General features: G+C 48.4%; 22 protein-coding genes and 2 pseudogenes. 20 read left to right on the top strand and 4 right to left on the bottom strand.

Annotated elements, in window-relative coordinates:
* Positions 1-1,425 precede the first annotated feature (1,425 nt).
* Positions 1,426-1,890: a BLUF domain-containing protein gene (locus EZV61_RS07940; protein WP_131414887.1), complete on the bottom strand. Its 465-nt coding sequence runs from the start codon at positions 1,888-1,890 to the stop codon at positions 1,426-1,428.
* A 638-nt stretch (positions 1,891-2,528) separates the two neighbouring features.
* Here EZV61_RS07940 and EZV61_RS07935 point away from each other — a divergent pair.
* Positions 2,529-3,197 (top strand): DUF3313 domain-containing protein, encoded by a 669-nt coding sequence (locus EZV61_RS07935; protein WP_130566908.1) that lies wholly within the window; start codon positions 2,529-2,531, stop codon positions 3,195-3,197.
* A gap of 227 nt (positions 3,198-3,424) precedes the next feature.
* Positions 3,425-4,681, top strand: coding sequence for a glucose-1-phosphate adenylyltransferase (gene glgC / locus EZV61_RS07930; protein WP_131414886.1), 1,257 nt, complete (start codon positions 3,425-3,427; stop codon positions 4,679-4,681).
* A 28-nt stretch (positions 4,682-4,709) separates the two neighbouring features.
* Here the strand turns inward: glgC and pyrE are convergent, their stop codons facing one another.
* Together pyrE and rph are read right to left on the bottom strand one after the other, a co-directional pair.
* Complete coding sequence (pyrE, locus tag EZV61_RS07925; RefSeq protein WP_114337659.1) at positions 4,710-5,354, bottom strand: orotate phosphoribosyltransferase; 645 nt, start codon at positions 5,352-5,354, stop codon at positions 4,710-4,712.
* An 11-nt stretch (positions 5,355-5,365) separates the two neighbouring features.
* Positions 5,366-6,082, bottom strand: a complete 717-nt coding sequence (gene rph, locus EZV61_RS07920) for a ribonuclease PH (RefSeq protein WP_114337658.1) — start codon at positions 6,080-6,082, stop codon at positions 5,366-5,368.
* A 92-nt stretch (positions 6,083-6,174) separates the two neighbouring features.
* On the opposite strand from rph, the gene EZV61_RS07915 reads away from it, so the two are divergent.
* From EZV61_RS07915 to EZV61_RS07840, 16 genes and pseudogenes are all read left to right on the top strand, one after another.
* Positions 6,175-7,161, top strand: coding sequence for a D-2-hydroxyacid dehydrogenase (locus EZV61_RS07915; protein WP_240695170.1), 987 nt, complete (start codon positions 6,175-6,177; stop codon positions 7,159-7,161).
* A gap of 66 nt (positions 7,162-7,227) precedes the next feature.
* A complete protein-coding gene (locus EZV61_RS07910) occupies positions 7,228-8,295 on the top strand; it encodes a glycosyltransferase family 9 protein (protein ID WP_131414885.1) in 1,068 nt (355 codons plus the stop codon).
* 63 nt (positions 8,296-8,358) lie between these two features.
* Positions 8,359-9,222: an SDR family oxidoreductase gene (locus EZV61_RS07905; protein WP_131414884.1), complete on the top strand. Its 864-nt coding sequence runs from the start codon at positions 8,359-8,361 to the stop codon at positions 9,220-9,222.
* Between the two features lie 91 nt (positions 9,223-9,313).
* On the top strand, positions 9,314-9,631 hold the full coding sequence (locus tag EZV61_RS07900; RefSeq protein ID WP_114337655.1) for a DUF3301 domain-containing protein: 318 nt from the start codon (positions 9,314-9,316) through the stop codon (positions 9,629-9,631).
* A gap of 35 nt (positions 9,632-9,666) precedes the next feature.
* Positions 9,667-10,221: a SixA phosphatase family protein gene (locus tag EZV61_RS07895; RefSeq protein WP_131414883.1), complete on the top strand. Its 555-nt coding sequence runs from the start codon at positions 9,667-9,669 to the stop codon at positions 10,219-10,221.
* A gap of 102 nt (positions 10,222-10,323) precedes the next feature.
* Positions 10,324-11,193: a YicC/YloC family endoribonuclease gene (locus tag EZV61_RS07890; protein WP_199405187.1), complete on the top strand. Its 870-nt coding sequence runs from the start codon at positions 10,324-10,326 to the stop codon at positions 11,191-11,193.
* Between the two features lie 288 nt (positions 11,194-11,481).
* The gene (locus EZV61_RS07885; RefSeq protein WP_131414882.1) at positions 11,482-12,264 is read left to right on the top strand and encodes a DeoR/GlpR family DNA-binding transcription regulator; all 783 of its coding nucleotides are present in this window, start codon (positions 11,482-11,484) and stop codon (positions 12,262-12,264) included.
* Between the two features lie 36 nt (positions 12,265-12,300).
* Positions 12,301-14,136: a glutamine--fructose-6-phosphate transaminase (isomerizing) gene (glmS, locus tag EZV61_RS07880; protein ID WP_131414881.1), complete on the top strand. Its 1,836-nt coding sequence runs from the start codon at positions 12,301-12,303 to the stop codon at positions 14,134-14,136.
* A gap of 53 nt (positions 14,137-14,189) precedes the next feature.
* Positions 14,190-14,750, top strand: coding sequence for an HPr family phosphocarrier protein (locus EZV61_RS07875; RefSeq protein ID WP_131414880.1), 561 nt, complete (start codon positions 14,190-14,192; stop codon positions 14,748-14,750).
* Positions 14,751-14,752: 2 nt separating this feature from the next.
* Positions 14,753-14,812 (top strand): annotated as a pseudogene (locus EZV61_RS19700) (hypothetical protein); the annotation flags it as partial.
* A 12-nt stretch (positions 14,813-14,824) separates the two neighbouring features.
* Complete coding sequence (locus EZV61_RS19650) at positions 14,825-14,959, top strand: hypothetical protein (RefSeq protein WP_276320495.1); 135 nt, start codon at positions 14,825-14,827, stop codon at positions 14,957-14,959.
* Positions 14,960-15,232: 273 nt separating this feature from the next.
* Positions 15,233-16,555 (top strand): ATP-binding protein, encoded by a 1,323-nt coding sequence (locus tag EZV61_RS07865; RefSeq protein ID WP_131414878.1) that lies wholly within the window; start codon positions 15,233-15,235, stop codon positions 16,553-16,555.
* Positions 16,556-16,566: 11 nt separating this feature from the next.
* Positions 16,567-16,862 (top strand): annotated as a pseudogene (locus tag EZV61_RS07860) (endoribonuclease YicC domain-containing protein); the annotation flags it as partial.
* A 677-nt stretch (positions 16,863-17,539) separates the two neighbouring features.
* Positions 17,540-18,799, top strand: a complete 1,260-nt coding sequence (locus EZV61_RS07850; protein WP_131414877.1) for an AAA family ATPase — start codon at positions 17,540-17,542, stop codon at positions 18,797-18,799.
* Entirely contained in the window at positions 18,789-19,790 is a 1,002-nt protein-coding gene (locus EZV61_RS07845) for a hypothetical protein (protein WP_131414876.1), read from the top strand. Before EZV61_RS07850 ends, EZV61_RS07845 begins: the two co-directional genes overlap by 11 nt.
* Positions 19,787-21,373 carry a DUF262 domain-containing protein gene (locus EZV61_RS07840; RefSeq protein WP_131414875.1) on the top strand — a complete coding sequence of 529 codons (1,587 nt, stop codon included), beginning with the start codon at positions 19,787-19,789 and terminating at the stop codon, positions 21,371-21,373. Before EZV61_RS07845 ends, EZV61_RS07840 begins: the two co-directional genes overlap by 4 nt.
* A gap of 81 nt (positions 21,374-21,454) precedes the next feature.
* On the opposite strand, the gene EZV61_RS07835 is transcribed toward EZV61_RS07840, so the two are convergent.
* Positions 21,455-23,644 carry a DUF4928 family protein gene (locus tag EZV61_RS07835; protein WP_131414874.1) on the bottom strand — a complete coding sequence of 730 codons (2,190 nt, stop codon included), beginning with the start codon at positions 23,642-23,644 and terminating at the stop codon, positions 21,455-21,457.
* Positions 23,645-24,431: 787 nt separating this feature from the next.
* Here EZV61_RS07835 and EZV61_RS07830 point away from each other — a divergent pair.
* Complete coding sequence (locus tag EZV61_RS07830; protein WP_131414873.1) at positions 24,432-25,634, top strand: cation:proton antiporter; 1,203 nt, start codon at positions 24,432-24,434, stop codon at positions 25,632-25,634.
* A gap of 116 nt (positions 25,635-25,750) precedes the next feature.
* Positions 25,751-26,773, top strand: coding sequence for a Fe(3+) ABC transporter substrate-binding protein (locus EZV61_RS07825; protein WP_170308602.1), 1,023 nt, complete (start codon positions 25,751-25,753; stop codon positions 26,771-26,773).
* The last annotated feature ends 22 nt before the right edge of the window (positions 26,774-26,795 follow it).

Raw genomic sequence — 26,795 nt, 5'->3', positions numbered from 1 at the left:
TGTTGTTCTTATTCGGAACTTATTCACCAATGCATTACCCATTGGTAAATTAGTAATTGTCCTTGCTGCCCTCCACCATAATTTTTCTACCTCTCGCTGGCAATAGAAGTCGGTAATTGTCACCGCAGAGTGTGACTGACATAGCACAAACGCTTGCCATCGCCTTCAGAGATATGCCTTGAGCCGTGTGCGAGATATCGCACAAGAACGTGAGAGATACAGCTTTCATGATGTAGATACATGCCCCAGAAGAACACGCAACCCATTGTTTATGTTTGCTTATAAGGTTAATCATCAAAAAAGGAAATGATTAAATAATTTCACAACACGGGTTAATGCATTGTTAAAGATGGGTTAGAGAGTATTCTTATAGATGTCAGCAGGATGTTGGCACCTCAGGAAGAAAGTAGGGATACCGTTAGGCCGACAAGGAGTTGCGCCTTTGCAGGATGCAGAATGGACCCACTCAGGACGAGTTAAGGACACCTTCAGGATGAAGCGTTATGGCATAGGATATGTCATAAGTTAGGATGACACTAGGACCTCCAACGGATTGGTTAGGAAGTGGAACGGATCCACATTGACATGGATGCCTGCAGGGAAAGCACAGTTGAAACGGGATTGTTTCGAGACCGATTGTCGGGCACAGCGAAAGCTGTGCCCGCTTCGTTTATGGGTCAAACCACTGCATCACTACCCCAGCCCAAAAGCCACCATCAGCACCATATCAAAGGCTAACAAAGCAAGCGGCAGATCTGGGGGCATAATTTCACCCAAGAACCTGAAAGTTACCCATACCTAAGCGTTAAACCGACGATCATTTAGATCAATGACGCTTGTTCGAAGCTAAGCAAGGCTAACCACAGTCCATTTCACCGATGCTATTTGTGCGAGATCTCTTACAAAGGTGTGAGACATTTAGTAAAAAAATCACGAAAAACGCTGCAAAAATCAGACATAAACAATATTTATCAATGAGTTAAAGGTTGCCGCGGTAAAAAAGATGTTTCCTTTCCCTCCTCCTAACATTTTTAACCCATTGTTAACTTCGAGGCAGACGCTATCATTCTAACTGTCAGCAGGATGTTGACACCTCAGGAAGAAAGTAGGGACACCGTTGGGCCGACATGAAGTCAGCCTTTGCAGGATGCAGAATGGACCGCTCAGGATGAGTTAGGAATAGCTTCAGGATTGAGCGTTGTGACATAGGATTTGTCGCAAGTCAGGATGACACAAGGACCGCCAACGGATTGGTTAGGAAGTGGAACGGATCCACAGTGACATGGATGCCAGCAGGGAAAGCACAGTTGAAACGGGATTGTTTCGAAAAAGTTTGTCGGGCACAGCGAAAGCTGTGCCCGCTTCATTTATAGCGTTCAACAAAATGATAATTGCTCTATTCCGGGTATCGCAGCAATGCCCTGCCTACTCGCTGAGAAACGCTTTTATCAAATGAAAGGTCACAGAACAGTATTTCGCTCTAAGCAGCTTAAGCCTTGGATCTGCTAACCCCTTTCCCGAGATCAACTGATTAAAACCCACCTCCGCAGCTTTTTCAGCTACCGTTGTATCAAACCCCATACTCCAATCAGGAAATGAACGCGCCGGCACCACACCTTGATTCAGCAGCTCAATGTCGTAATGTCTGGGATCCGTAGAAATAGCAGCAAACACCTGTTCTACCGCTTCTCTTTCACCTTCGAGAATTTGAAAGAAGCACCCTGGCCGGTAAAGAAGCAGCCCTGTGACGCCCTTTTGCTTATTTGCCTGCCTGGATAGGGCAAGTAACTCAGCCAAGGCTTCTGGCGACCAAACAAGATCACTGACACTGCGATAGACCAATTCATAACAAGTGATGGTGGTGAACCTCTCAGGCTGTTTTGATAGCAATAACCCTAGCCAGTTTTACAACACAAGAACAGTGCCGCAGCAACAAGCTGTGCAATTAGCCAAAGTGATTGTGCGAGATCGCTTACAAAGCTGTAGGAGATTTGGGAGACAAAATGTGGAAACAGCGCATAGAACTCAGAAAAAACAATAAATATCAGATGGTTGAAATTCTATTTAAAAAAAGTTTGCCGAGATTTTTTTTTCTAACATTTTTAACGCATTGTTAACCTGCCACTGCGCGCTAATATTCTAACTGTCAGCAGGACGCTGCAACTGAGTAGACAGGGAGTCACAAAACGCGATTCATGATGAAGAGCGGCGCAGGAAGCGAAAAAGGATGAGGTCAAGGGTTGACCACAGTGGAGAGCTTCAGGAGGAAGCGCAGTAGCTAAGGACAGTTACTGGTTATGGATGACACAGGAACAGCCAGAGGATTGGTCAGGGCTAAAAAGCCCAGCAGGGAAGCGGCAGGGAACTATGTTCGGTGGACGGCATATTCTTTGTAACAGGGCGCATCTGAGATGCGCCCTGTTTTTTTTGTGTGCCACATATTAGTTCACCCCAGCTTTCAATCTTCCAGCGATCCCAGTAGAGTCTTTTATTAACAAACCATTAGCAAATTTCAGAGAGTTCTGCGCATGATCCGCCCTCTAGCACTGACACTGGCACTCGCGTTAATAGCAGCCTGCTCTTCTGCTCCGGAAACGGAACAGACATTTTCCGGCTACTTACATGACTACAACAAGCTAAAACCAGATCCTGAAGATGCCAGCAAACTGGTCTGGTACGCGGAGGATTATTCAGCAAACAACTACGCGATGATCGACGTTGAACCAGCAAAGATCTGGCTGTCACCGAAACTCAGTGATAAGGAGGTGGTACCCGCTGAAAAACAGCAAGCCTTTGCCACCTATCTAGTAAAATCTTTAAAAGAGGCGATCCCGGAGCATCTACGCACCGCGGCCGCGGGTAACAACACGCTAATTATCAAGCCTGCTATCACCGGCTTTAGTACCGGTTCAGCCGATCTTGCCGCCTATCAATACCTGCCCATCGGCCTGATTGTTGTTGGCGCTATGGAAGCAACTGACTCTAGAGATAAAGTACCAGTGATGTTTCTAGAAGCAGAAGCGATTGATAAGGACAGCGGTAAAGTGGTTGCCCAAGTGGTACGCCGCTTATCCGGTAAGGATATTGACCCCGATCTAATGACGGACAATATCGTTGAAGCTTTTTACCCCCAATTAGATGCCTGGGCTAAAGAGCTCGCTGACAACCTGCAAAAACAAGTAGAGAACATTAAGTAAGTTGTAACCAGGTCACAAGCCTCATAGCCACGCTAGGCTTGTGACTATTTGCCCCTGTTCTTGCCCTCTTCCCCCCACCTCAAGTTCTGCGCACAGCCAAGCCTCAACTAAACAACAAAAATATAACGCAAAATCAACAAGTTGACTGGCTTCACAATATCCATCAATGAACTAAACTTAATTTACCCTTGTTACTCCAATGGATATTTGGCCGCGGACGCAACATCATGCATATAGTTAAAAAACCGGCTCGTTTTTTCCCCGATGTATGCCAACGAACCTATACCCTTGTGCTGGCAGGCGGGCGTGGCACCCGATTACACGATCTAACCCAAGCACGAGCGAAACCAGCGACTTTTTTTGGCGGTAAATACCGCATCATCGACTTCACCCTTTCTAACTGCATCAATTCCGGTTTTCACCGTATCGGCGTGCTGACTCAATACAATGCCTTCTATCTGATCGCCCACATCCAGCGTACTTGGGCACGTTACAGTGGTGAACACGGTGAATATGTCGGGATCTTACCCGCAGAGCAGCGGAAAGAATCAGACTGGTATTCAGGCACTGCCAACGCTGTGTATCAAAACTTATGGCTGCTGGAGCGGCAACCGATAGATTTTGTGTTGATCCTCGCAGGCGACCATGTTTACACCATGGACTACCTAACAATGATGGACCAGCACGATGAAACGGGCTCCGATATCACCATCTCAACCATGGAAGTGCCGCTTGAGTTGGGCAGCCTGTTTGGTGTCGTGCTTACCGACGAACATAACCGGATCACAGGCTTTGTGGAGAAGCCTGTGGACTGTACGCCTTACCAAAGCAGCCCGGGCAAAGTACGTGTATCCATGGGCATATATGGTTTTCGCCTTCAGGCATTAAGCCAACTGTTACACGAAGATGCGAAGAACCTGGATTCACAACATGACTTTGGTTACGACGTATTACCTAAAGCGCTCGCTGAAGGCTACGTTATGCATGCCCATGACTTTATTGACGAAGATGGTTTACCCGGCTATTGGCGCGACGTCGGAACCATTGAAGCTTACTATGACAGTAATATGGAGCTGCTCGCTCCCTTGCCGAGGTTAAATCTATACAACCCGGTATGGCCCATCACCAGCTATCAGGAGCAGCGTGCCCCCGGCAAACTCTCCCGTGGTGTTAATGGAGAGCCAGGCACCGCCTGCGACTCGCTGATCTCAGCGGGAAGTATTATCTCCGGCGCCGAAGTTACAAGAAGTGTCCTGAGCTACGACGTATGCATTGCTGCCAACAGCGAAGTGAATCACTGTATTCTGTTACCTCAGGTCAAGATCGGCAAAAACTGTCATATCAATCATGCCATTGTCGACGAGGAGTGTGAGATACCTGACGGCACCGTGATAGGAGATGATGCGGAGTTAGATGCGGAACGCTTTTTGGTGACAGACGATGGTATCGTCGTCGTAACGAAAGAAAGATTGAACCGCATCTAAGCGGTTCAATCTGCAACATTAACCTGCTTTAGGCGATGCCATACTCCTGACGATACGCTTCGACCGAAGCCAGCTGGGCTTCTTTGCCCGGCTGTTGCGCCAGATAGCTGATCAGATCCTTCAGCGTCACGATAGAGATCACCTGACAGCCGAAGTCTCGCTCGACTTCCTGGATCGCTGACAATTCACCCTTACCACGCTCCTGACGATCCAACGCAATAAGAACACCCGCCAATCCCGCCCCATTTTGCTCAATGATGGTCATCGATTCACGGATCGCAGTACCCGCAGTGATCACGTCATCCACCAACATAATCCGGCCTTTCAGTGGTGAGCCTACTAAACTGCCGCCTTCGCCATGGGTTTTCGCTTCTTTGCGGTTAAAACAGTAAGGCGCGTCGACGTCATACTCATTGGCCAAAGCAACGGCGGTTGCACTGGCGATCGGGATACCTTTATACGCCGGACCAAACAGCACGTCGTAAGGAATAGCCGCATCTTGTAACGCTGCTGCGTAGAACTTGCCTAAGCGAGCCAGATCGCGTCCAGTGTTAAACAGGCCAGCATTAAAGAAATAGGGGCTGGTGCGACCTGATTTGAGGGTAAACTCGCCAAAGCGCAGTACCTCACGCTCCAACGCAAATTCAATAAATGCCTTTTGATACTCTTTCACGGGAATAGTCCTTACTCTGCCAACGCCGCGTTCTGTGCCGCGATGATTGTATCGATACCACTTTTTGCCAGCCCCAACATCGCGTTAAGCTCTTCAAAGCTAAACGCTTCCGCTTCTGCCGTACCCTGCACTTCAATCAACTTGCCTTGATCAGTCATCACCACATTCATGTCGGTATCAGCTGCTGAATCTTCCAGATACTCCAGGTCACAGACCGCTTCGCCTTTGTAGATACCAACAGAGACCGCCGCAACCATCTGCTTCAATGGATCCGTGGTGATCAGCTTTTCTTGCTGCATCCAGCGCAGCGCATCCACTAACGCCACACAGGCGCCAGTGATCGAGGCAGTACGTGTACCGCCATCTGCCTGCAGAACGTCACAATCCAGAGTGATCATATGCTCACCCAAGGCCTTTAAATCGACCGCTGCGCGTAACGAGCGTGCGATCAATCTCTGAATTTCTAAAGTTCGTCCGCCTTGCTTGCCCTTCGCAGACTCGCGTTGATTGCGGCTATGGGTTGCCCGTGGCAACATGCTGTATTCAGCGGTAACCCAGCCCTGTCCCTTGCCTTTCAAGAAGCGAGGAACCGAGGTTTCCACAGATGCAGTACACAGTACCTTGGTATTACCAAACTCAACCAATACCGAACCTTCGGCATGGCAAGTGTAGTTTCGGGTAATTTTAATAGGGCGGACCTGATCTGTGGTTCTACCGCTTGGGCGCATAGTGGCTCCGATTATTTTGAGTAAGATGTGTTAAAGGCCACTATTATAGTCTTCAACGATAGCGATAAAAGGCAAAGTTAACAGTGAGTCCAATGAATCTTTCCGCCACCCCAAAAATGCTGCATGGCGTTGTACTCGATTTGGACACGCTTCATCCGCAAGACCTCGACCTTAGCAAGCTGGATCGTTGTGTCACAAAGTGGCAGTACCACGGACATACCGCGCCTTCGCAACTGCATGAACGCCTGACTAACGCCGAAGTGATCGTCACCAATAAAGTGGTGATCGATGCCGCCGCCATCGCAGCTGCCCCAGATCTAAAATTGATCTGCGTAGCAGCGACCGGCGTCAACAACATCGACTTGGTCGCCTGCCATGAACACAATATTACCGTATGCAACTGCCGCAACTACGGCACTGCCAGTGTCGTCCAGCATACTTTTTCGCTGATCCTGGCATTGGCTAATCAACTACCGGCCAATCAAAAACTTATCGATTCGCAGAAATGGCAAAACGCAGCGCAGTTTTGTTTGTTGAACCACCCACCGCAGCAACTGGCTGGCAAATGCCTGGGGATCGTTGGCTATGGCACGCTGGGTAAAGCGGTGGCTCATGTCGCCGAAGCGCTTGGCATGATCGTACTGATCGCGGAACGTGCCGATGCCGAATCGGTACGCCCGGGGCGAGTCAACTTTAAACGCTTGCTGCGCAATGCCGACGTGCTGTCACTGCATTGTCCGTTAACGTCAGACACCCGCAATCTATTGAGTGCAGAGATGTTAGCGCTAATGAAACCCAACGCATTGTTGATCAATACCGCCAGAGGCGGCTTGGTTGACGAACAAGCATTGGTCAAAGCATTACAGGAGAACAAGCTCGGCGGCGCGGGCGTTGATGTGTTGAGCTACGAGCCGCCAAACAACGGCAATGATCTACTCGACACACAGCTCGACAACCTGATTGTTACCCCGCATATCGCATGGGCCAGTGCAGAAGCCCGGCAGATGCTAGTAGATCAATTGGTGGAAAACATTATCGCCGCTCAGAACGGACTGCCAATCCGGACGCTAGCACCATAACGTTTTGCGCAATACCGCTCGCCAGCGCATAATATCAGCTAGATCGCTGATTAAACGCTGGAAACTATGTCTTCGTTACCTTACGGTGCCCCCCACTCTATCTGCTTACTAAGGCTCTCCTCGATCGGAGATGTCTGTCATGCTGTCGCTACCGTTCAGGCGATCCAGCGCCGCTACCCCGGCGTGCCCGTGACCTGGATACTGGGTAAAGCAGAGGCAAGCTTGCTGCAGGGCTTACCCGATGTAGAGATCATCGTCTATGACAAAACGAAAGGGTGGCAGGGGATCCTAGACGTCAGACAACAACTAAAGCGACGCAAATTCGATGTCCTGCTGCATATGCAGGTCGCCTTTCGCGCCAGTATTCTCAGCGCTTTTATCAGCGCCAATAAAAAATATGGCTTCGACCGCGCCAGAGCTGGCGAAGGTCAATGGCTGTTTAGCAATCGCCGCATCGGCAAACAAACCCATGCCCACGTGTTAGAGGGATTTCAGGCATTCGGTGCCGCCATTGGTGTACCGCCACCGCCGCACCCCTTATGGCAGATCCCCGTCAGCGACAGTGACAGCCAGTATGCGCAAACAGTGATCCCCGACGGTCAGCCAGCACTGATTATCACGCCCGCCGCCAGTAAAGCCGAGCGCAACTGGACAGTAGCAGGCTACGCCGCCATTGCCGATCATGCCGCGCGGCAGTCACTCAAGGTGATCTTATGTGGTGGGCCTAGCGCCATGGAAAAAGCGCTGGGTGAACAGATCAGCCAAGCCTGCCAGGTGGCCGAACCGGATAATCAGATAGGTAAAAGCAGTTTAAAACAGCTGCTCGCACTCCTTGGCAGAGCACGGGTTGTATTAGCACCAGACACCGGGCCGGCTCATATGGCGGTCACACAAGGCACGCCGGTTATAGGCTTGTACTGTCATTCAAACCCTCGACGCACCGGCCCCTATCTGTGGCCAGATTATGTGATCAACCATTACGATCGTCTGTGCGAACAGCAACATGGTAAGCCGTGGCAAAATTTACCTTGGGGTACCCGGGTAAAAGGCGATGGCCTCATGGCTGAGATCACCATCGACGAAGTCAAAGCGATGTTTAACCGCGTACTGGTAGAGCAATCTCAACGCAGCTAATGCAAACCAGTTTGCACTGAAACGCCAGCATTTCACCATAAACGGATCCCAAAGGACGATAGCATGGCAAATATACTGATCGCCGGTTGCGGCGATGTCGGCACAGCCCTCGCCCAACGCTTGCTTGCCGCTGGCCACCAAGTCACTGGAATACGCCGTCATCCGCCACAAACAAGCAGTGCGCTGCAATATCTAGCGCTGGATATGACTCAGCCCGATAGCTTGCTTCAGCTTACCCAGCCGTATGACTACCTGTTTTTCCTACCAACGCCAGATCAACACACGGAATCAGGCTACCGCGCAGTGTTTGTCGATGCCTTTACCCATCTCAGCCAACGCCTGCAACAACTCGCAGCTCAGCACAACACAGCATTACCAACGATCTTTTATATCTCATCGACTGGCGTCTACGGACAGAACCAAGGGGAGTGGGTCGATGAAACATCCACCACCGCTCCTACCCGCTTTAGTGGCCGCGTTTTACTTGAGGGCGAAGCACTGGCAGCCAAACTTGGCGGCACCATTATCCGTTTTTCCGGTATCTATGGTCCGGGGCGAGAGCGCTTAATCAACAAAGCCCGCGAACTGAAGCAGATCGCAGCCACGCCGCCCAGCTATACCAATCGCATCCATCGCGACGATTGCGCTGGCGTACTGCAGTTTCTGTTACAGCTGTCAGAACAGCAGCACAGCTTGGCGCCGGTTTACCTCGGCACAGACAGCGATCCTGCGCCGCAGCATCAGGTGCTCGATTTCCTCGCCCAAGCCCAAGGATTGGCACCATTGCAAACCGTGGCCGCAGCCGCCGATGCCACCCAGAACAAACGCTGTCGCAACCAGCGCCTGCTCGATGCCGGCTACCAGTTTATCTACCCCAGCTATCGCCAAGGCTATAAAGCGGTGATCGATAATATGGCCAAGGGCTAGGTGGCACCAGCTCGCAGATGACCAACAGACGGATGATCCCTCCCAGAGTTTCGGTTAGAGTGCTTGCACTCTGTTTGTTGTATGGCTGGTTATGTATATAGATTTAGGCTCTTTTAGTTGGCTGATCCTGCTGTTTGTTATTGGCGGTTATTGGTGGCGCGCCCGTGAAGTAAAGGAGCTGGCGCTGAAAGCCGCCCGTGCCCATTGCGAACAGATGAATGTGCAACTGCTGGACTATTCAACCTACCAGCAGCGCCTGCGTATTAAACGCGGTAGTGATGGTAAACTGCACCTTTTGCGCACCTTTCAGTTTGAATTCTCTTCCATGGGTGAAGATCGTTATCTCGGTAAGATCGAAATGCTTGGCAAACGTATGCAGCATATTGAACTGGCACCACACCGCATCTAACAGCATCGGCCACACGCTCGGGGCATAAAGCAATTATGAGATTCACCATCAGCAAGAACGGTATCCGCCTCCTGAGCATCATTAGCCTCTATGTTGGCAGCAGCCTTTATTCATTTGCCCAACCCGACCTGATCTATCTGTTGCGCCATGCGCCAAAACAAACCGACGCAATCGACAGCAAAAATCCGCCCATCAGCGCCGACGGAGAGAAGCTCGCACAACGACTGGCTGTGCGCCTTAAAGATGAACAGATATCCGCAGTGATCAGCAGCCATCTGCTGCGCACCCAACAAACGGCACAGCCCACAGCCAACGCCCATCAGCTAACAGTGACCATCCCCAGTCAAGCCACCTCACTCACTGCCCATGTCGATGAAGTTGCCGCGCTGGCCATGGCGCAAGATGGCGTCGTTCTGATCGTGGGTCACAGCAATACCGTGCCGATGCTGATCAAAAAACTAGGAGGGCCACCGCTGACCAATCTGAGCGAAAATGCCTATGGCGACCTGTTTATCCTTAGATTGACTCCCGATCCGACACCCAGCTCCAAAGTCGGCCCCAAACTCCAGCAGGAACGGCTAAGCTGGTAATTAGCTGATTAATCACAAAACAGAGTCGATCAACCGTTTAACCATGGTGTCGGCTCCCCTATAATCCGAGCATCAATTTTTGACGCATTAGCAAGGTTGCCAATGACTATTCACAGCATGACCGCCTACGCACGCCACACCCTGAAGGGTGAATGGGGCACCGCCGTATGGGAAGTTCGCTCCGTTAATCAACGTTACCTGGAAAGCTACCTGCGCCTGCCTGAGCAGTTTCGCGGCTTAGAGCCAGTATTACGCGAGCGTTTCCGTAAGCGCCTGAATCGCGGCAAGCTGGAGTGTAACCTGCGTTTTGATGCCAGTGCCGAGAAGCAATCCAAACTGCAAATAAACGAGGCGCTAGCCAAAGAAGTGATGCGCTGCGCAGGCTGGGTGAATGATCAAACCTCAGGCTCCATGCACTTGAACCCCCTCGACGTGTTGCGCTGGCCCGGTGTGATGGAAAACGAAGAAGCGGATATTGATACCATCTCCACCGAACTGTTAGCCGCATTCGACGAAACCCTGAACCAGTTTATCGCCGCCCGCGCCAGCGAAGGCGACAGCCTGGAAACGATGATCAGCCAACGTCTCGATGGCGTGATGGTTGAAGTCGCCAAGGTGCGCGAGCAGATGCCAGCAGTAATGATCTGGCAGCGTGAACGCCTCACCAACAAACTGGAAGACGCCAACGTCGAACTCGACAACGGCCGTTTAGAGCAAGAGATGATCCTGCTGGCGCAACGCTTAGACGTTGCCGAAGAGCTAGACCGCCTCGAAGCCCATGTGGCAGAAACCCGCAAAATCCTGAAAAAAGGCGGTGCTATCGGCCGTCGTCTCGACTTTATGATGCAGGAGTTTAACCGCGAATCGAACACCCTCGCCTCCAAGTCGATCAACCAGGAAGTCACCCAGTCAGCGGTAGAACTGAAGGTATTGATTGAACAGATGCGCGAGCAGATCCAGAATATCGAGTAAACGCATCTAAGCCTGATATCCACCGAAAACAGAAAATGCCGCTTTTAAGCGGCTTTTCTATATGTGACCAAATCATACGGCTTCAATATGCTTGCCATGGCAGAAACACATTGTGCGAAACATTCGTAACTTTATTTAGCCAATCGAAAGATCCCCTTTACTCAACACCAACTATAATTGCTTTCTAATCGCCATTTTAGAGCTTCAACTTAAACTCAAAAGTTTCGTTTGACCCAATAAGTTTCGAACTGGTATAGTCGCAGCCCCAAAAACGAAACATTAGGTGTTATGTCTAAACGCAATACACAAAACCGCCGACACCAAATCGTTGCCCAGCTGCAAGCGCAGGGTGAAGTCAGTGTTGACCGACTCTCCAAAGAGTTTGATACATCCGAAGTCACTATCAGAAAAGATCTGAGCGCATTGGAGAAGAGCGGTATATTGCTGAGACGCTACGGTGGCGCCGTGCCTTTACCGAAAGACCTGCTCAGTGATTCAAGTGAAGCAGACGATCAAAAAGTTTCGAAACAAAAGAAACCTATCGCTTTGGCTGCAGCTGCGCGTATACGAGATCACAACCGGATCATCATTGATAGCGGCAGTACCACAGGCGCGCTCATTCCCGCCCTGAATTCGAAACAAGGCCTAGTGGTGATGACGAACTCAATAAAAGTCGCCAACGCCTTACTTGAACTGGAAAACGAACCCACGCTGTTAATGACGGGCGGCACCTGGGATCCGCACTCAGAAGCATTTCAAGGCCAGGTCGCTGAACAAGTACTCAGGGCTTACGACTTTGACCAGCTATTTATCGGTGCGGATGGCATTGATCCGGAACGCGGCACAACCACCTTTAATGAGTTAGTCGGTTTGAGTCAGCAGATGGCTGAAGTCGCACGAGAAGTAGTGGTGTTAATCGAATCAGACAAAATCGGTAGACGGATCCCAAATTTAGAGTTGCCATGGAGCAATATCGATACTTTGGTTACTGATGCCGACATATCACCACAAATAAAAGCAGATATTGAACGCCATGGTGTCACCGTCGTTTGTGCCACGATGGATAGATAACCTAACAACGAATATGAATTTTCTGGAGAATCGAACATGTGTGGAATCGTAGGTGCCGTAGCGCAACGAAACGTAGCTGAAATCTTGGTAGAAGGCCTGAAGCGTCTAGAATACCGCGGGTATGACTCAGCGGGCATCGCCGTACTAGATGCCAATGGTGAACTACAACGCGTACGCCGCTTGGGCAAAGTGAAAGAGCTAAGCGACGCTGTCACGGCCACCGCGACCAATGGCCCTATCGGTATTGCGCACACCCGTTGGGCAACCCATGGCGAGCCAAGCGAAATTAACGCCCACCCACATATCTCCAGCGGCACCCTATCCGTCGTTCATAACGGCATTATCGAGAACCACAATGAGCTGCGTGAAATGCTTCGCGGCAAGGGCTATAGCTTCGCATCACAAACCGATACCGAAGTGATTGTGCACCTGGTTCATCACGAGTTGAAAACCGCCAGCAGCCTACGCGAAGCAGTGCAAAAAGCGGCCACACAGCTGGAAGGTGCTTACGGCACAGTAGTATTGGACAAAAATGACCCTGACCGTTTAGTTGTTGCACGCTCAGGTAGCCCGCTGGTTATCGGCTACGGTATCGGCGAAATGTTCTTAGCCTCTGATCAGCTGGCTTTGTTGCCTGTTACCCGTCGCTTCAGCTATTTAGAAGAGGGGGATGTCGCAGAGCTTACCCGTGGCGGTGTAGAAGTTTTCGACATTGATGGCACACCTGTTCAACGCGAAGTGATCGAGTCTGACGTAGAGCATGATGCCGGTGGTAAAGGCAATTTCCGCCACTTTATGGAGAAAGAGATCTTCGAACAGCCAGTGGCATTGCAACAAACCCTGGATCAACGTGTATCTACGAGTGGCGTCAATATTGACGCTTTCGGCGAAGGCAGTGAGACACTGCTTTCCAAAGTAGAACATGTACAAATCTGCGCCTGTGGCACCAGTTATAACTCAGGTATGGTGGCCCGCTATTGGCTGGAAGCGATTGCCGGAGTGACCTGTAATGTTGAGATCGCTTCAGAGTTTCGCTATCGCAAATCTGTTGTGCGTCCCAACAGCTTATTTGTCACCCTGTCTCAATCAGGTGAAACCGCAGACACCCTCGCCGCATTGCGCCTAGCAAAAGACATGGGTTATATGTCTAGCTTGGCCGTGTGTAATGTACCGGGCTCTTCTTTGGTACGTGAATCAGACCTCGCCTTCATGACCAAAGCCGGCGTAGAAATTGGGGTGGCTTCCTCTAAAGCGTTCACCACGCAATTGGTTGCGCTGTTGCTACTCACCTTAGGCATCGGCCGTTTGCAAAACAAGATCACGGCAGAGCGCGAAGCGGAAGTGATCAGTGAGCTGAAAGCCGTTCCCGCCAAAGTGGAACAACTGCTGCGTGGTTCTAAAGCCATTGAAGCCTTAGCCGCTGACTTTGCAGATAAACAACACGCATTGTTCTTAGGCCGTGGTGATCAGTACCCCATCGCGATGGAAGGGGCGCTGAAACTCAAAGAGATCTCCTATATTCATGCGGAAGCGTATGCTGCGGGTGAACTCAAACATGGTCCATTGGCATTGATCGACGCAGAGATGCCGGTGATTGTGGTGGCGCCTAATAATGAGCTGCTGGAAAAACTGCATTCAAATGTAGAAGAAGTACGCGCCCGTGGTGGCCTGATGTATGTATTCGCAGACAAAGATGCGCAATTTGTCAGCGACGACACCATGCAAGTGCTGGATGTTCCTCACTGTGACGACTTGGTCGCGCCGATCCTCTATACGGTACCGCTGCAACTGCTGTCCTACCACGTCGCCCTGATCAAAGGCACCGATGTCGACCAGCCACGCAACCTAGCCAAGGCTGTCACCGTGGAATAATCCACCAAAACGAATCATGCAGATGAATAGCCGGGCCATACCCGGCTATTTTTTTGCCTAAAATAGCTGACAACCGCCTACGCTCGCTGGTTTCTCTTCTTGGTTTGGGAAGTCGACTCGGCGACGAGATCCGCGTGCAGGCTTCAGGGCCGGATGCCGAGGAGGCGATCATCCAACTAAGCCAAGCTATCCGCAATGGCCTTGGCGAAGCGTGTGGCAAAGCACAAAGTTGTGCAGCAACTAACGCAACTCCTCTACCAGAAGAACAACCACTTTTAGGCCAAACCAACGACGATCCGAATACGCTCAGTGGCGTAGCCGCATCGCCAGGCTTAGCCATTGGCCAAGTTTTTCAGCTGGTAGAAGAAACCTTTGAGTTTGCAGAGCAAGGCACTGACGTCACAACTGAACAACAGCAGTTAAGTGATGCGATAGAGAAAGCCAAGCAACAGCTGCAAACATTAAAAGCCGATGTCATCTCCCACGGTAGTAGCGAGCAAGCGGCTATCTTCGATGCGCACCGAGAACGGCTCAATGACCCAGAATTGACCAACTGCACGGCAGAGAAAATTACCCAAGGCAAATCGGCGCTCATAAACACGGTAAATGGGTAGGCGTGTGCGGCGGGATAGCATCCGACACCCAAGCCGTTCCCCTATTGATTGGCCTCGGCGTTGATGAACTTTCAGTGAGCGTCCCCACCCTACCAGCGATAAAAGCACAGGTGCGTGAGCGTTCGTTAAGTGATTGCCAATCACTGGCGCAACACGCACTCACACTGGAAACGGCGGCAGAGGTGAGAAACGCCAGCCCAGTGCGCTGAAACTATTTCTCGACGGAACGCGCGCAACAATTGAAACGTCGCTGATACCAGCGGCGTTTTTTTTCTTTTCACACCCAATATGAATAGCGAATATGCCCTCTCTACGCTTGCGCAACATCATGCGCCAGCCAATACCCAACATGTATCCCACTCGGTTTTATGCGCATTAAAAAGAGAGAACCAACACTTTAGTGCGCATAAAAATGCGTAAAGTTGCTTTTTTATGCGCATTAAAGTGTAATAAGTAGAGTAAAACATGCTCATGGGAAGACGATGCAGAGATTATTGCTCGAAAAACTACTGCTCTGGAAAGCCAAACCAGCGCGTAAACCCCTGCTGATTGATGGTGCCCGCCAGACAGGAAAAACCTACCTGCTGCAATCCCTGCTGGGAGATAGCTTCGAGCATGTGCTACGCGTTGACTTTCTTGAATCACCCGAAATGGCCGAGGCCTTTGCTGGTTCATTGACGCCAGAAGAGGTAATAGTCAACCTTGAGTTACTCACTGGCGAACAATTTAATCCCATCACAGACCTACTGATCCTCGATGAAATCGGCGAATGCCCACGTGCCGTCACGGCGCTCAAATACTTTGCCGAAAAAGCACCACAAATGTATGTGGCCGCCAGCGGCTCCAATATTGGGCTACTGAATGCTTTCCCGGTAGGCAAAGTCGAGCAACACAACCTGCGCCCACTTACCTTCCGCGAGTTTCTAATCGCCTCTGGTGAAACAACGCTTAGCAAAGCATTTGCAAGCCAAGCAAACTCAGCCGCCGCCCACAGTAAACTGTTCGACAAACTCACTGACTACTATTTTACCGGCGGCATGCCTGAAGCGGTGCGGATCTGGTTTGATATGAAAGAGCACAGCATTATTGAACGAGTGCAGGCCGTTTCAAACCTCCATAGCGATTTGGTTTCCGGTTACCAACGAGACTTTGGTAAATATTCCGGCAAAGTAGACGCAGGCTTGATCGAAGCCGTATTTAGCAATGTGCCATCGCAACTCTCTTCCGTCATTGACGAATCGGTGAAACGGTTTAAGTTCAAAGGGATCCATCAACGAAAATCACGCTACAGTGAGCTAGAAAGTGCCATCACATGGCTGGATAAATGCCGCTTAGTACTAAAAAATTACCCTATTGATGGCACACCACGAAACCCGCTCGCTGCATATCAAAAACAAAACATGGTTAAATTATTCATGTTTGATGTTGGGCTGCTTAACCATATGCTGGGTGTCAGCTACAGAGAAATCAAACAACAGGGCTATGAATATAAGGGATTCGTCGCGGAAAGCTTCGTGCAGCAAGAGTTTGCAGCACAAGGTATCGACCCCACTTTCTCTTGGGGCGATGCCCGCGCAGAAATCGAATTCATCGTCGCGGATGACCAAGGCAACATCATCCCCATCGAGGTGAAAAGCGGCAAACGCACCAGAGCTAAATCCCTACAGTCCTACATCAACAAATGCGCGCCAAATAAAACAATAAAACTGACAGGAACGCAGGGATCATCCCCAGTAGAACGGCACAACATTGTGTTGCCGCTCTACTACAGTGAATATGCTATTAGTCGGCATTTGAAGCGGTAACTAGCAAACTGGAAGATGCCAACGTCGAACTCGACAACGGCCGTTTAGAACAAGAGATGATCCTTACGGCGCAACGCTTAGACGTTGCCGAAGAACTCAACCGCCTCGAAGCTCATGTGGCAGAAACCCGCAAAATCCTGAAAAAGGCGGTGCTATCGGCCGTCACCTCGACTTTATGATGCAGGAGTTTAACCGCGAATCGAACACCCTCGCCTCCAAGTCGATCAATCAGGAAGTCATCCAGTCAGCGCTAGAGCTAAAAGTGTTGGTTGAACAGATGCGCGAGCAAATTCAAAATATCGAGTAGTTTTTTACCCTTCCAATAAGCAACAGCTAAATCCAAAGCCAATTGGGTAGTAAAAAGGGCTGTCACTTAGCCTGCTCCACAGTTTTCTTTTGTGGAACAAACGTTTACTAGCCACGCCACTTCAACAACAATAAGCAATAGATGAATTACGGAGTGTCGTATGAGTAAGCTCAAGGCCAAGACGATAGAGTCAACCCTAAGAGCTAATTAACTTGGACGTTATAGCGATGGTGGCAGCTTATATTTGATGCCCCCAAGGCGATAAGCCTTACTTGATACTGCTTTACTACGGCAGAAAGCCCAACAAGGTGAAGATCCGATCGCCATGCATGATACTAAAAGGCTCGACCATCTACATGTACATCTCCGATGAATATATTTCCTCAGCCGGAGCCTCTCGGTAAGTGCAATGTCATATGGGTAGAAAATAAAATATATGAGTGGACAATAGAAAATATTGAGCTTCGCGATAAAGAAACGTTAAATTAAGCAGAAGGAGTGCAATTGCACTCCTTCTATGCTGCAAAGCGTTCAATAGCTAGTTTAAGATCAAGCTAGCAGCGATCATGAAGTGACAAACAATCATATGTGTTAGAGTTGAGAAAAGATGACTCACAAGGTAGCTCCCCCCAACTGCCTGATAGTACTAGCTTAAATTAAGTATTCTTGAGGATAAAATGCACGCTTTAGATAACATTGGTTTTGATAACTTCAAAGCCTTTAGAGAACGCCAAGACGCTAGTGTATCCACCGTTTCTTTGTTCTTTGGATACAACAACTCTGGTAAAAGCTCGATTTTAAGAGCTGTTAAATTCCTTTCGGATAGTTTTAAAGCGAAGCACACCAATTTCTTTACCGAATCGGTATTAGACTATTCTAGCTCTTCGATGAGAGGGGCTTCTCATCGAGAGCTGGAACACATTGTTGGTCACGGCCTAGGCTTTTCGTTAGGGTGGGGAGACACTTCACTTAGTTTCAAGTTGAAACAAGGTGGTATTGATCCTGAAATCGTCGAGGAGCTAGTTGTTACCCTCGATGGAAAGGAGCACCATTTTCTGCCTTCTCTTGGCGAGGACAGCTCAGCTAACGCGTTTGCTTTGAAAGGAAATGATGAAGACGAGTTATTTATCCATGGAATGCGGCTAGTTAGCGACAAGTATGATTTTTCTCCAATTAATGAACTCCTTGATTCTTTCTCAGAATCAGTATTTCACCTTAACTCAACCAGAGCTTTCCCGCCCCGCGAGTTCTCTGTAGGCATTGGGGTACCTTTGGAGATAAGTCCAGATGGTTCAGGAACAGCTGAGTTGATTTGGCATCTCGCAAGCATTGACTCCCCATCATTCAAAGACATTAACGATTGGCTAGAACAAATATCTGGAAGGGTGATTAGTGTTGATGGCCCTTCATTAAGCGCGGGAAATGGGAAAAGAATGGTTCGGCTAGAAACTGTTGGCTCAAAAATGACGCCCGGAGACGGAGGTGCTCGGCGTGTTTCGGTATTGGACTCTGGGGAAGGTATTGCACAAGTACTACCTGTGATTACGCTATGCGCACAAGCTGCAAATGGCGAGCTGGGTGACTTTCCAATCGTCACAATAGAGCAACCCGAACTACATCTTCACCCCGATGCAACTGTCGCACTAGCAGAGTTCATATGCAATTGCGCGCACAAAAACAAAAACGCTCGATTCATCATTGAAACCCACTCAGAGAGCTTTTTGTTGTCCCTTCAAAAAGCACTTGTTGAAAAGAAGCTATTGAATGAAGACTTCTCTTGCAACTGGGTATCTAAAAATGGCTCTAGTAGTTTGATTAGTAAAGTGTCGTTCGATGATGATGGCTATATTCTCGAGAACTGGCCAGAAAACGTATTCGGTGAAATCTTTGCTCAGACCAGAAGCTTGATCGACGCGAGGGAAAAGAGTGCGTCTTAACCTTCATCAAGATTTATTCGACAGCCAATATGACGCTGAATTAACGCAAATTTTCATTGAGGCATACAGAAAACGAGTTTCGGTTCACATAGAGCACGCTGATAGCTTCCAGTCTTGGCTAGGTACTAAGGACAAGGCGACCAAAGAGAGGTGTGCATATGTATTGAGCGCCTCAGCTGCCCTGCACGCTGGGTGCAAGTCACCATGTACATTTAGCATTGTGGCAAATGGTCAAGGCTCCGATTGGGATTCTAACTCGCCAACAGTGGAAGCTTGTGAGGTTGATTATTTACTCCAGCTCCCAACAACCATTTCTTTGGAAAATGGACGAAATGATAGAAATTTCCTGCTCTCATTCTGTAAGAAAGAGCTGCGGGCTAGGCTTTTGGAGCTAGAATCTCAAAAAGCCTTGGAGTTTGATGGAGCTGGAGGTATCAATGAGCAAATTAACCATATGAAAGACAGGTATGTTCAGCACCCGGCCAACAAACATAAGTATTGGCTTCTCTTTGATGGTGACTCTCCTAGTCCAGGTCAGACTTCTGAGCCTGCAAGAACACTAATAGATCTTTGTAAGGAACACGGATTCAAAAACTTCCACTGTTTAGCTAGGCGAGCAATTGAAAACTATCTTCCCGTATCACCTAAAAAAAACATAGCGGAAGTCTACCATTTGTTTGGCCTTGATGATGAAGAACTAAGAGAACAAATAGAGTGCTTTAGTGAGCTCAGCGATGACCAACGGAGCCACTTCCACACGAAAGAAGGTCTGAGAAACCAAAGTTGTAAAAAATCAGGCTTATTCACAGACATCCCTCGCCAACTCAGAAGAGGGTTTAGAGTCAGAGTGGACTCAGTGTTTAATCATGGCCCTAATGCCAAATGTGAAGATTTTGAACCTCTGCATAGCCTCCTTGAAAGTGAAGGTATGATTGAGGAGCTACGGAAATTTCTAAAACAACTCGATTTTACCACTAGGAAAATAAGATGACGTTTCAAGCTATACAAGAGCCTAGAGTATCTTATCTCGAACAAATCATGCTTGAAATTGAATCAGGGCTAGTCAAGGTTCCGCGGTTTCAGCGAAAAGATGTATGGGATTGGAAAGCTCAAAGAGATCTTCTGTGTAGCATATATGAAGGGCTGCCAATTGGCGCGATTCTACTATGGCAGACTCGTCTGCCCAACATTAAGTCCCGAGATAATATCGGACCATTTCGGGTACCGAAGCAAGAGTTCAGCCCCAATCATTCCTACATACTAGATGGCCTACAAAGGCTAACGACCTTGTATTCGATGGTCTTTCACCCCAGAGAAAGCGTGGTGACAGAGAAGAAAAGCACTCTTCCTAGCTACGAAGTATACTGTGATTTAGAAGCATCAACTATTGAGGACAAGTTCGTCCTAGCCTCCCAGCTACAAAGACTTGATATCGATCCCTTATCTCCAAATTACTATCCAATGAGATTCGTTTTCAATTCAAAGGAGACGATGAGATTTCAAAGGAACATCAGCGAAAAGAATGAAAGCTGGATTGACAGTATTGATGAGTTAGTTTCAGCATTCAAAAACTACAAGCTTCCGATTGTTCCTCTCTCTTCTGATGACCAACAACTAGCCACTAAGAGCTTTGAAAGAGTGAACTCACGAGGTGAAGACATGTCTGAGACGCACATGTTAAACGCTTTGAGTTACTCAGATAAATTTGAACTCCTTGAACAAATCGAGGTGTATTCTGAGAAATACTTAAGCGAAACACCTCTTTGGCAGGACGGGCTCGACGACGAATTCATTCTAATGGCAATGAAGCTGGCTGTAGGAAAAGGACCTTACTTTAAGCAAACTGATGAACTAGCCAGCTTAATAGGGAAAGAGCAAGTAGAAATCGTCTACAAAGCCATCAAGCGAATGATTGACTTCAGTCAAGCGGAACTGTTTATCGAAGCTCCAAACGCCTATCCATATAAGCTTCAAATGCTTGGCTTGACGTATGCGTTTATGAATGACGCTACAATCGAAAACAAAAAGCTAAAAGCCTGGTACCACCTAACATCATACTACGGTCTTTTTGGCTTAACAGGACGAGTTTCAGAGAACGCCCTAAATGATTTGATCAGATTTGTTGATTGGGGAGTGTACAACTGGAGCTCCTCATTGCCAGTCAAACTACTTCCAATTCCCCAAGATGTTAATTACAGATCTTCGAGAGCTAAAGCTCTACTTTACGCAATGGCTGCTAGGCTAGATGGTAGAGTTGATTCGGAGTATCGCCAAGACATTGCCAAAAAGAAAGGCCGCTCTGTTTCTCTGGCCAAAGAGTTTTCTGACGAAAATAGGCGAGTTGGTTTCTTGTTTATGACAAAAGATAATGACTTCTCGGTTTCTGCGTTGCCTGAAGAAGAATTAGAACTACATTTCCTTAACAGAGAAATTCTGGACTTGTACCAGAAAGGACTTCTGAATGAGTTCGCAAGTGCTAGAGAAGAACTCATTTTCAAGTGGGAAGTTAGTCAGTTTGTAGACCCCTCCTTGGATGAGCTCAGTATATCCCTTGATGAAAGATTGCAAAAGTAATCTTACTTGCTGCCGATAATGTAGCTATATCACTTAAAAGAGGGAGGGAACTTATTACTCCCCCCCTCTTTAGGATAAGCACTATGCCATGTCAGGTATCTGAATTCGTAGAGACATGTCGTTCTCATTCTGTTCAATAAGCAGGTTGTATACCTCGAGAAGCTGACGAAGTTTTGTTATCGCCTCTACTCGCTCAAACACAGCTATTTCATCGATGTTTTGAGCAATGAACTGCTCAAGAGAAAACACTTCCACTTTCTTGGAAAAATCGGAACACAGTCCTTCATGTTTGGCTTGAGCCGTCTGTGAATCAACGACCCCGCTCGGCACAAGCAGATAGACCTTCCTACCACTATTTGCATTTTCAAGCGCTTTCTTTCTATGGTCAGCTGTTGGGGTTTTAGTTACATGAAATACGGTCTGGCCAACTTCAAAATCTCCTAGTCTGCCAGTTTGAATGTCTGCGGTAGTCACTCCGTGGTGTTTAATTTTGACGTCTTCCCTATCCTTATAACGAAGCTCCAGCTTTGCGCCAACAAGGTGTTGAGCTACAGCACCTGGGCTAGTTACTTTTGCCTCGAGTAGTTTAGATACAAATGCTGATAGGGTCTTAGAGCTATCAAAAGTGACATCGATGCCTCCAAGTTGGTGATGCTTTTCAAGTACACCAATAACATATCGATACAACAGCCCAAGGGTGTATTCTGTCGCGTTATCTCCAACACTCTGATCTTTTGAGACTATGCTGTATACCTCATAAGCTAAGCGCATAAATTCAAGACCAGCTCTCTTCGTGGCTGTACTTGTTCTTCCCTGCTCGCCATCAGATGCCAAATAAGATTTTCCTTTCTGAGCTAGAGCGAGCTTCACCCTATGTGCAGTATGGAGCCGGACTGAACGATCACTAAAAAAGACTCCCTTGTCTGTAGTCTTAGCATCCTTCAACTGTTCGAAGGACCAGTATCCATCCTCCAAATTGTAAAGAACAACCAAGGCTGAATAGGTGCGTCCCTTTTCAGGTAAACCTGAAACTTTTTTAATGTGTGCATCATTCCATTCGTTAATTAAGTGCTCCATTTGATATGCTGTAGATTGCATTGGCTCGGTCAACACTTTCTTTTTCTTCTCCTGTGGCAACGCCACCTTTTTCTCTCTGGTCCTGTAAATAGAATAAAAAGGCGTCAAATAATTCTCATCTATCCACTCAATAACCTTGGTACATACCGCATCACCAAGACAAAACAAGGCATCGCTCACAGAAGTCTTAGAGGCAAAGTTAAACGACCCAGCTCCCATTAAACGCGCGCATTCAAGTGGCGAAAGCAATCTAGCGTCAAACTGCCCTTGACCAGCCCTCACGACTATTTGCTTTGCGCTTCCTCCCTTAGCGGTCCTCAAGCAACCTGCAATTCCATCCGTTCTCAATTCTGCAGTTGACTGTTTCTTACCATCCCTTGCTCGCATCCTACGAAAAGCCGTAGCGTATTCGTAGTTTTCTGCATTAACACGAGAATTTATCCACTCCTTATGCCTTTCGAACATTTGGCTGAACAAATACTCAGTTCGCTCTTTATCCCACCACTTTTCATCAAGGTTCAGCATCTCACTAAAGACACCGTTATTGATGGGTAGCAGAGGGAGATCTCCCAAGAACCATTCGAGATCACTATTTTTGGCAATAAAGTCTATTAGTTGTTTAGGCCTAGCTGGATGCGGAACCTCTTTTTCAATTCCTGTAGTTTGAGTAACAACGCCATAATCGGTGCTATGTCCTATTAAGAATACTCGTTCTCTACTTTGAGGAACAAAGTGCTTAGCATCTATCAAAAAGATATCCACTAAATAACCAATATCATTTAAACGCTGCACTAAGAACCTGAGATCTTTGCCATTATTGCTTGTAATCAATCCTTTTACATTCTCAAGCATTATCATGGCCGGCTTGTTTTCGCCCATCTCAAACAGAATCCTCAGAAAGCTGTCGATTGCTGAAGACTCTTTTCCTTCTTGACTTCCTTCCCGAGAGCCAGCTGAGGATACGTCTGTACATGGGAACGAAGCATGTGCGAGAAATACTGAAGGTAAATGCGCCCCATTAACATCAAATACATCTGCAACTACGTAATTAGAATCATTACCAAAATGATTTTGATGCTGCCTGAACTTCAGTAAGCTACGGTCGAAAGAAGCGGTATGCTCCCAGCCTCCGTTTTGCAACCCTATCTCTACCAGTCCTATCCCAGCAAAAAAATCTAAAAAATCTTTCTTCATCTAATATTTCCCAAACATCCCACTTTTAACAGCCGCACCTCTGGCTTTCTTAGGTTTTAAGTAGAGTTTTCTATTGAAGTTCTAAAGTCCACATCAAACTCTGCCATCTCTCCCATAAGGACCCACTATAACAGCGAGGTGGTCTGGAACCTCTCCTTTTCTCTTGTGTTGGTGTCAGTGTTTGAGTCCTGTCTCAGCAATTCAGCTAGCTCTCTCAACGAAAACCAAGCCTTCCTAAGGTGACGCCTAAACTCCTGACGCCGCAGATATTATCCCCCCCAAAAAACACATATTTTATTTGCATAGCACTTAAAAAAATTCTTTCGAGAAACTCTGAATTCTTCGTGCACCCGCATTCAAACCAGACCTTGTAGCGAGGACTGAGACATTGATCCCTCAACAGCCCTTATTCCTCGCTAATCTGCTAAGCGAAGTTAGGCGTCTGCATGGTTTTGGTTAAAAAATGGGCGGGATGCAGTAGCCAGATAGATAACAATCATCGTTCAGCTTTCTGACGGCTTCAGTATTTAGTCTGTGCCCCAACCAATTTAAACAGTGTTGACACACTTACATTGGCTATTTCGTCAAGTGAGTAACGCTCTTCCCCATAGCGCTCCAAACTTCCCAAGAATGACGCCCCGCTCCAGCCCCTAACTAACGAAAAGTTAATTATAAAAAATCCGGTATAAACAGAATAATGACATAGACTTAGAAGCAACATCCGCCCCGCCATGTCGTTGGTAACGACGCGGTGTTATCTAGCGCTGAAGATAAACAGGGAACCAGCATGTACGTCAACTTAGCGATCTTAGCCGCCTTTATTTTTGTTTATAGCATCACCTGTGGCGGGCTTTCCCGCACCCCCATTAATGGCGCGGTGGTGTTTTCTGGCTTTGGTCTCATGGTTGGCCCCTTAGGGCTGGGCGTTCTAGATATATCGCTGGATACAGAACTGCTTAGGTTATTAGCTGAGCTCACCCTAGCGATGGTGCTGTTTACCGACGCCTCCAACGCCAATCTTGCGGTGCTCAAACGCAACTTGCAGCTCCCCCAACGTTTACTTTTAGTGGGCTTGCCTCTGACGATCATCTTAGGTGTTGGGGTCGGCTGGCTGCTATTTGATACGTTGACATTATGGGAGCTAGCCCTACTTTCAGTCATTTTGGCGCCCACCGATGCCGCGCTTGGTAAAGCTGTAGTCACTGTTCCCTCCGTTCCGGCACCCATAAGAGAGGGGCTAAACGTAGAAAGTGGCCTTAACGATGGTATCTGTGTCCCGATATTGTTTGTGTGCTTGGCGCTCGCCACTGGTAACAGTGCCGATGAAAGCTCGACGATGCTGGCCTTACACCTACTGCTGGAAGAGATTGGTATCGGTTTGATAGTTGCTGCCGCAGTGACTGTCTGTGGGTGTTGGCTGTTTAAGCAATGCAATGAACGTGGCTGGGTGACTAATACCTGGATGCAACTGCCGGTGCTTACGCTGGCGGTTTCATGCTTTACCGTGGCGCAGGCCTTAGGTGGCAGTGGTTTTATTGCTGCGTTCTGCGGGGGCTTGCTGTTTGGTTGGCTGATCAAAAGCCAGCAAAAACATAAATTATTGCTCGCTGCCGAAGGCTCTGGCGATACCCTGGCACTGATTACCTGGGTGGTATTCGGCGCAACGGTGATCGCACAATCGATACCAGCGTTTAGTTGGCATATTTTGCTTTACTCAGTGCTCAGCCTCACTGTTATTCGCATGCTTCCAGTATTCTTGGTACTCAGTGGACTTAAAATGCCCGCCCGCGAAAAACTGTTTATTGGTTGGTTTGGTCCCCGCGGCTTAGCCAGCATCGTATTCGCTGTGATCGTACTGGACACGCATTTAGCTGGCGCAACGACGATTACCATGACAGTGGCCTGTACCATCATTCTTAGCGTGTTAGGGCATGGCCTCAGCGCCAATCCACTGATTGCCGCTTTAGCCAGCAGATTGAAGAAATCATAAACCGTTTTAATCCTCAGCATGATGACGGTTTTATTTAGTTTTGAACCATAAATGAGAATGGCTATCATACGCATTGATGCGCTGTAATTAATCAACTCTGATGAGTAGGAATACAAATGAACAAGGCACTATTGACCATCACGATCACCCTTTTTCTGCTCTTTTCTGGCTTAGCTCAAGCCGCTTCTAGCGAAGTGAATGTCTACTCCTCACGCAAAGAAGCGCTGGTCAAACCCTTACTCGATAAGTTCACTGCTGAAACCGGCATCAAAGTGAACCTGGTGACAGGCAAGGATGATGCGCTGATCACTCGCCTACAAAAAGAGGGTAAACGCTCACCGGCAGATCTTCTGATCACCGCAGACGCAGGCCGCTTGTATCGCGCCAAACAAGCCAACCTGCTGCAGGTCATCAACAGCGATGCAGTCAATAGCAACGTGCCAGCGCATTTGCGTGATGCAGAGAACTACTGGGTAGGGCTGACGATGCGTGCCCGCCCGATTTTCTATGTTAAAGAGAAGGTGCAAGCCAGTGAATTGTCGACCTATGAAGCATTAACTGCGTCGAAGTGGGCAGGTCGCATCTGTATCCGTTCCTCCAGTAATATCTATAACCAGTCCCTTATTGCTTCAGTGATTGCCGCAGACGGTGAAACCGCCGCCGAAGCGTTCGTGGCTGGCTTGGTAAAGAACTTCGCACGCCCACCAGCGGGTGGCGACACCGACCAACTAAAAGCCGCGGCAGCAGGTATGTGTGACATCGCCATCGCCAACACCTATTACTTTGGACGCCTTGCTACCAGTAATAAAGCGCAAGATCAGCAGGTAGTGAATAAACTGGGTGTGTTCTGGCCCAACCAACAAGGTCGCGGCACCCATGTGAATGTCAGTGGTATCGGCATCACCCAAGCAGCCAAAAATGTACCGGCGGCAACCCAACTCATTGAGTTTATGCTCACCCAACAAGCACAGACCTGGTATGCCGAGGTTAACAATGAATATCCAGTGGTCACTGGCGTTGCTCCCTCAGCCACACTTACCAGTTGGGGTGAATTCAAGGCTGATGCCACCAACTTAACCAAGCTCGGTGAGCTCAATCGACGTGCTGTCGAGGTGATGGATCGCGCCGGTTGGAAGTAAGTGGTTTTTATTAGCAGTAGAG

Source organism: Corallincola luteus, from assembly GCF_004336975.1.
In the GTDB taxonomy this organism is placed as follows: domain Bacteria; phylum Pseudomonadota; class Gammaproteobacteria; order Enterobacterales; family Neiellaceae; genus Corallincola; species Corallincola holothuriorum.
Note: the sequence above shows the minus strand (reverse complement) of the source record. Positions and strands in the feature narration are given on the sequence as shown.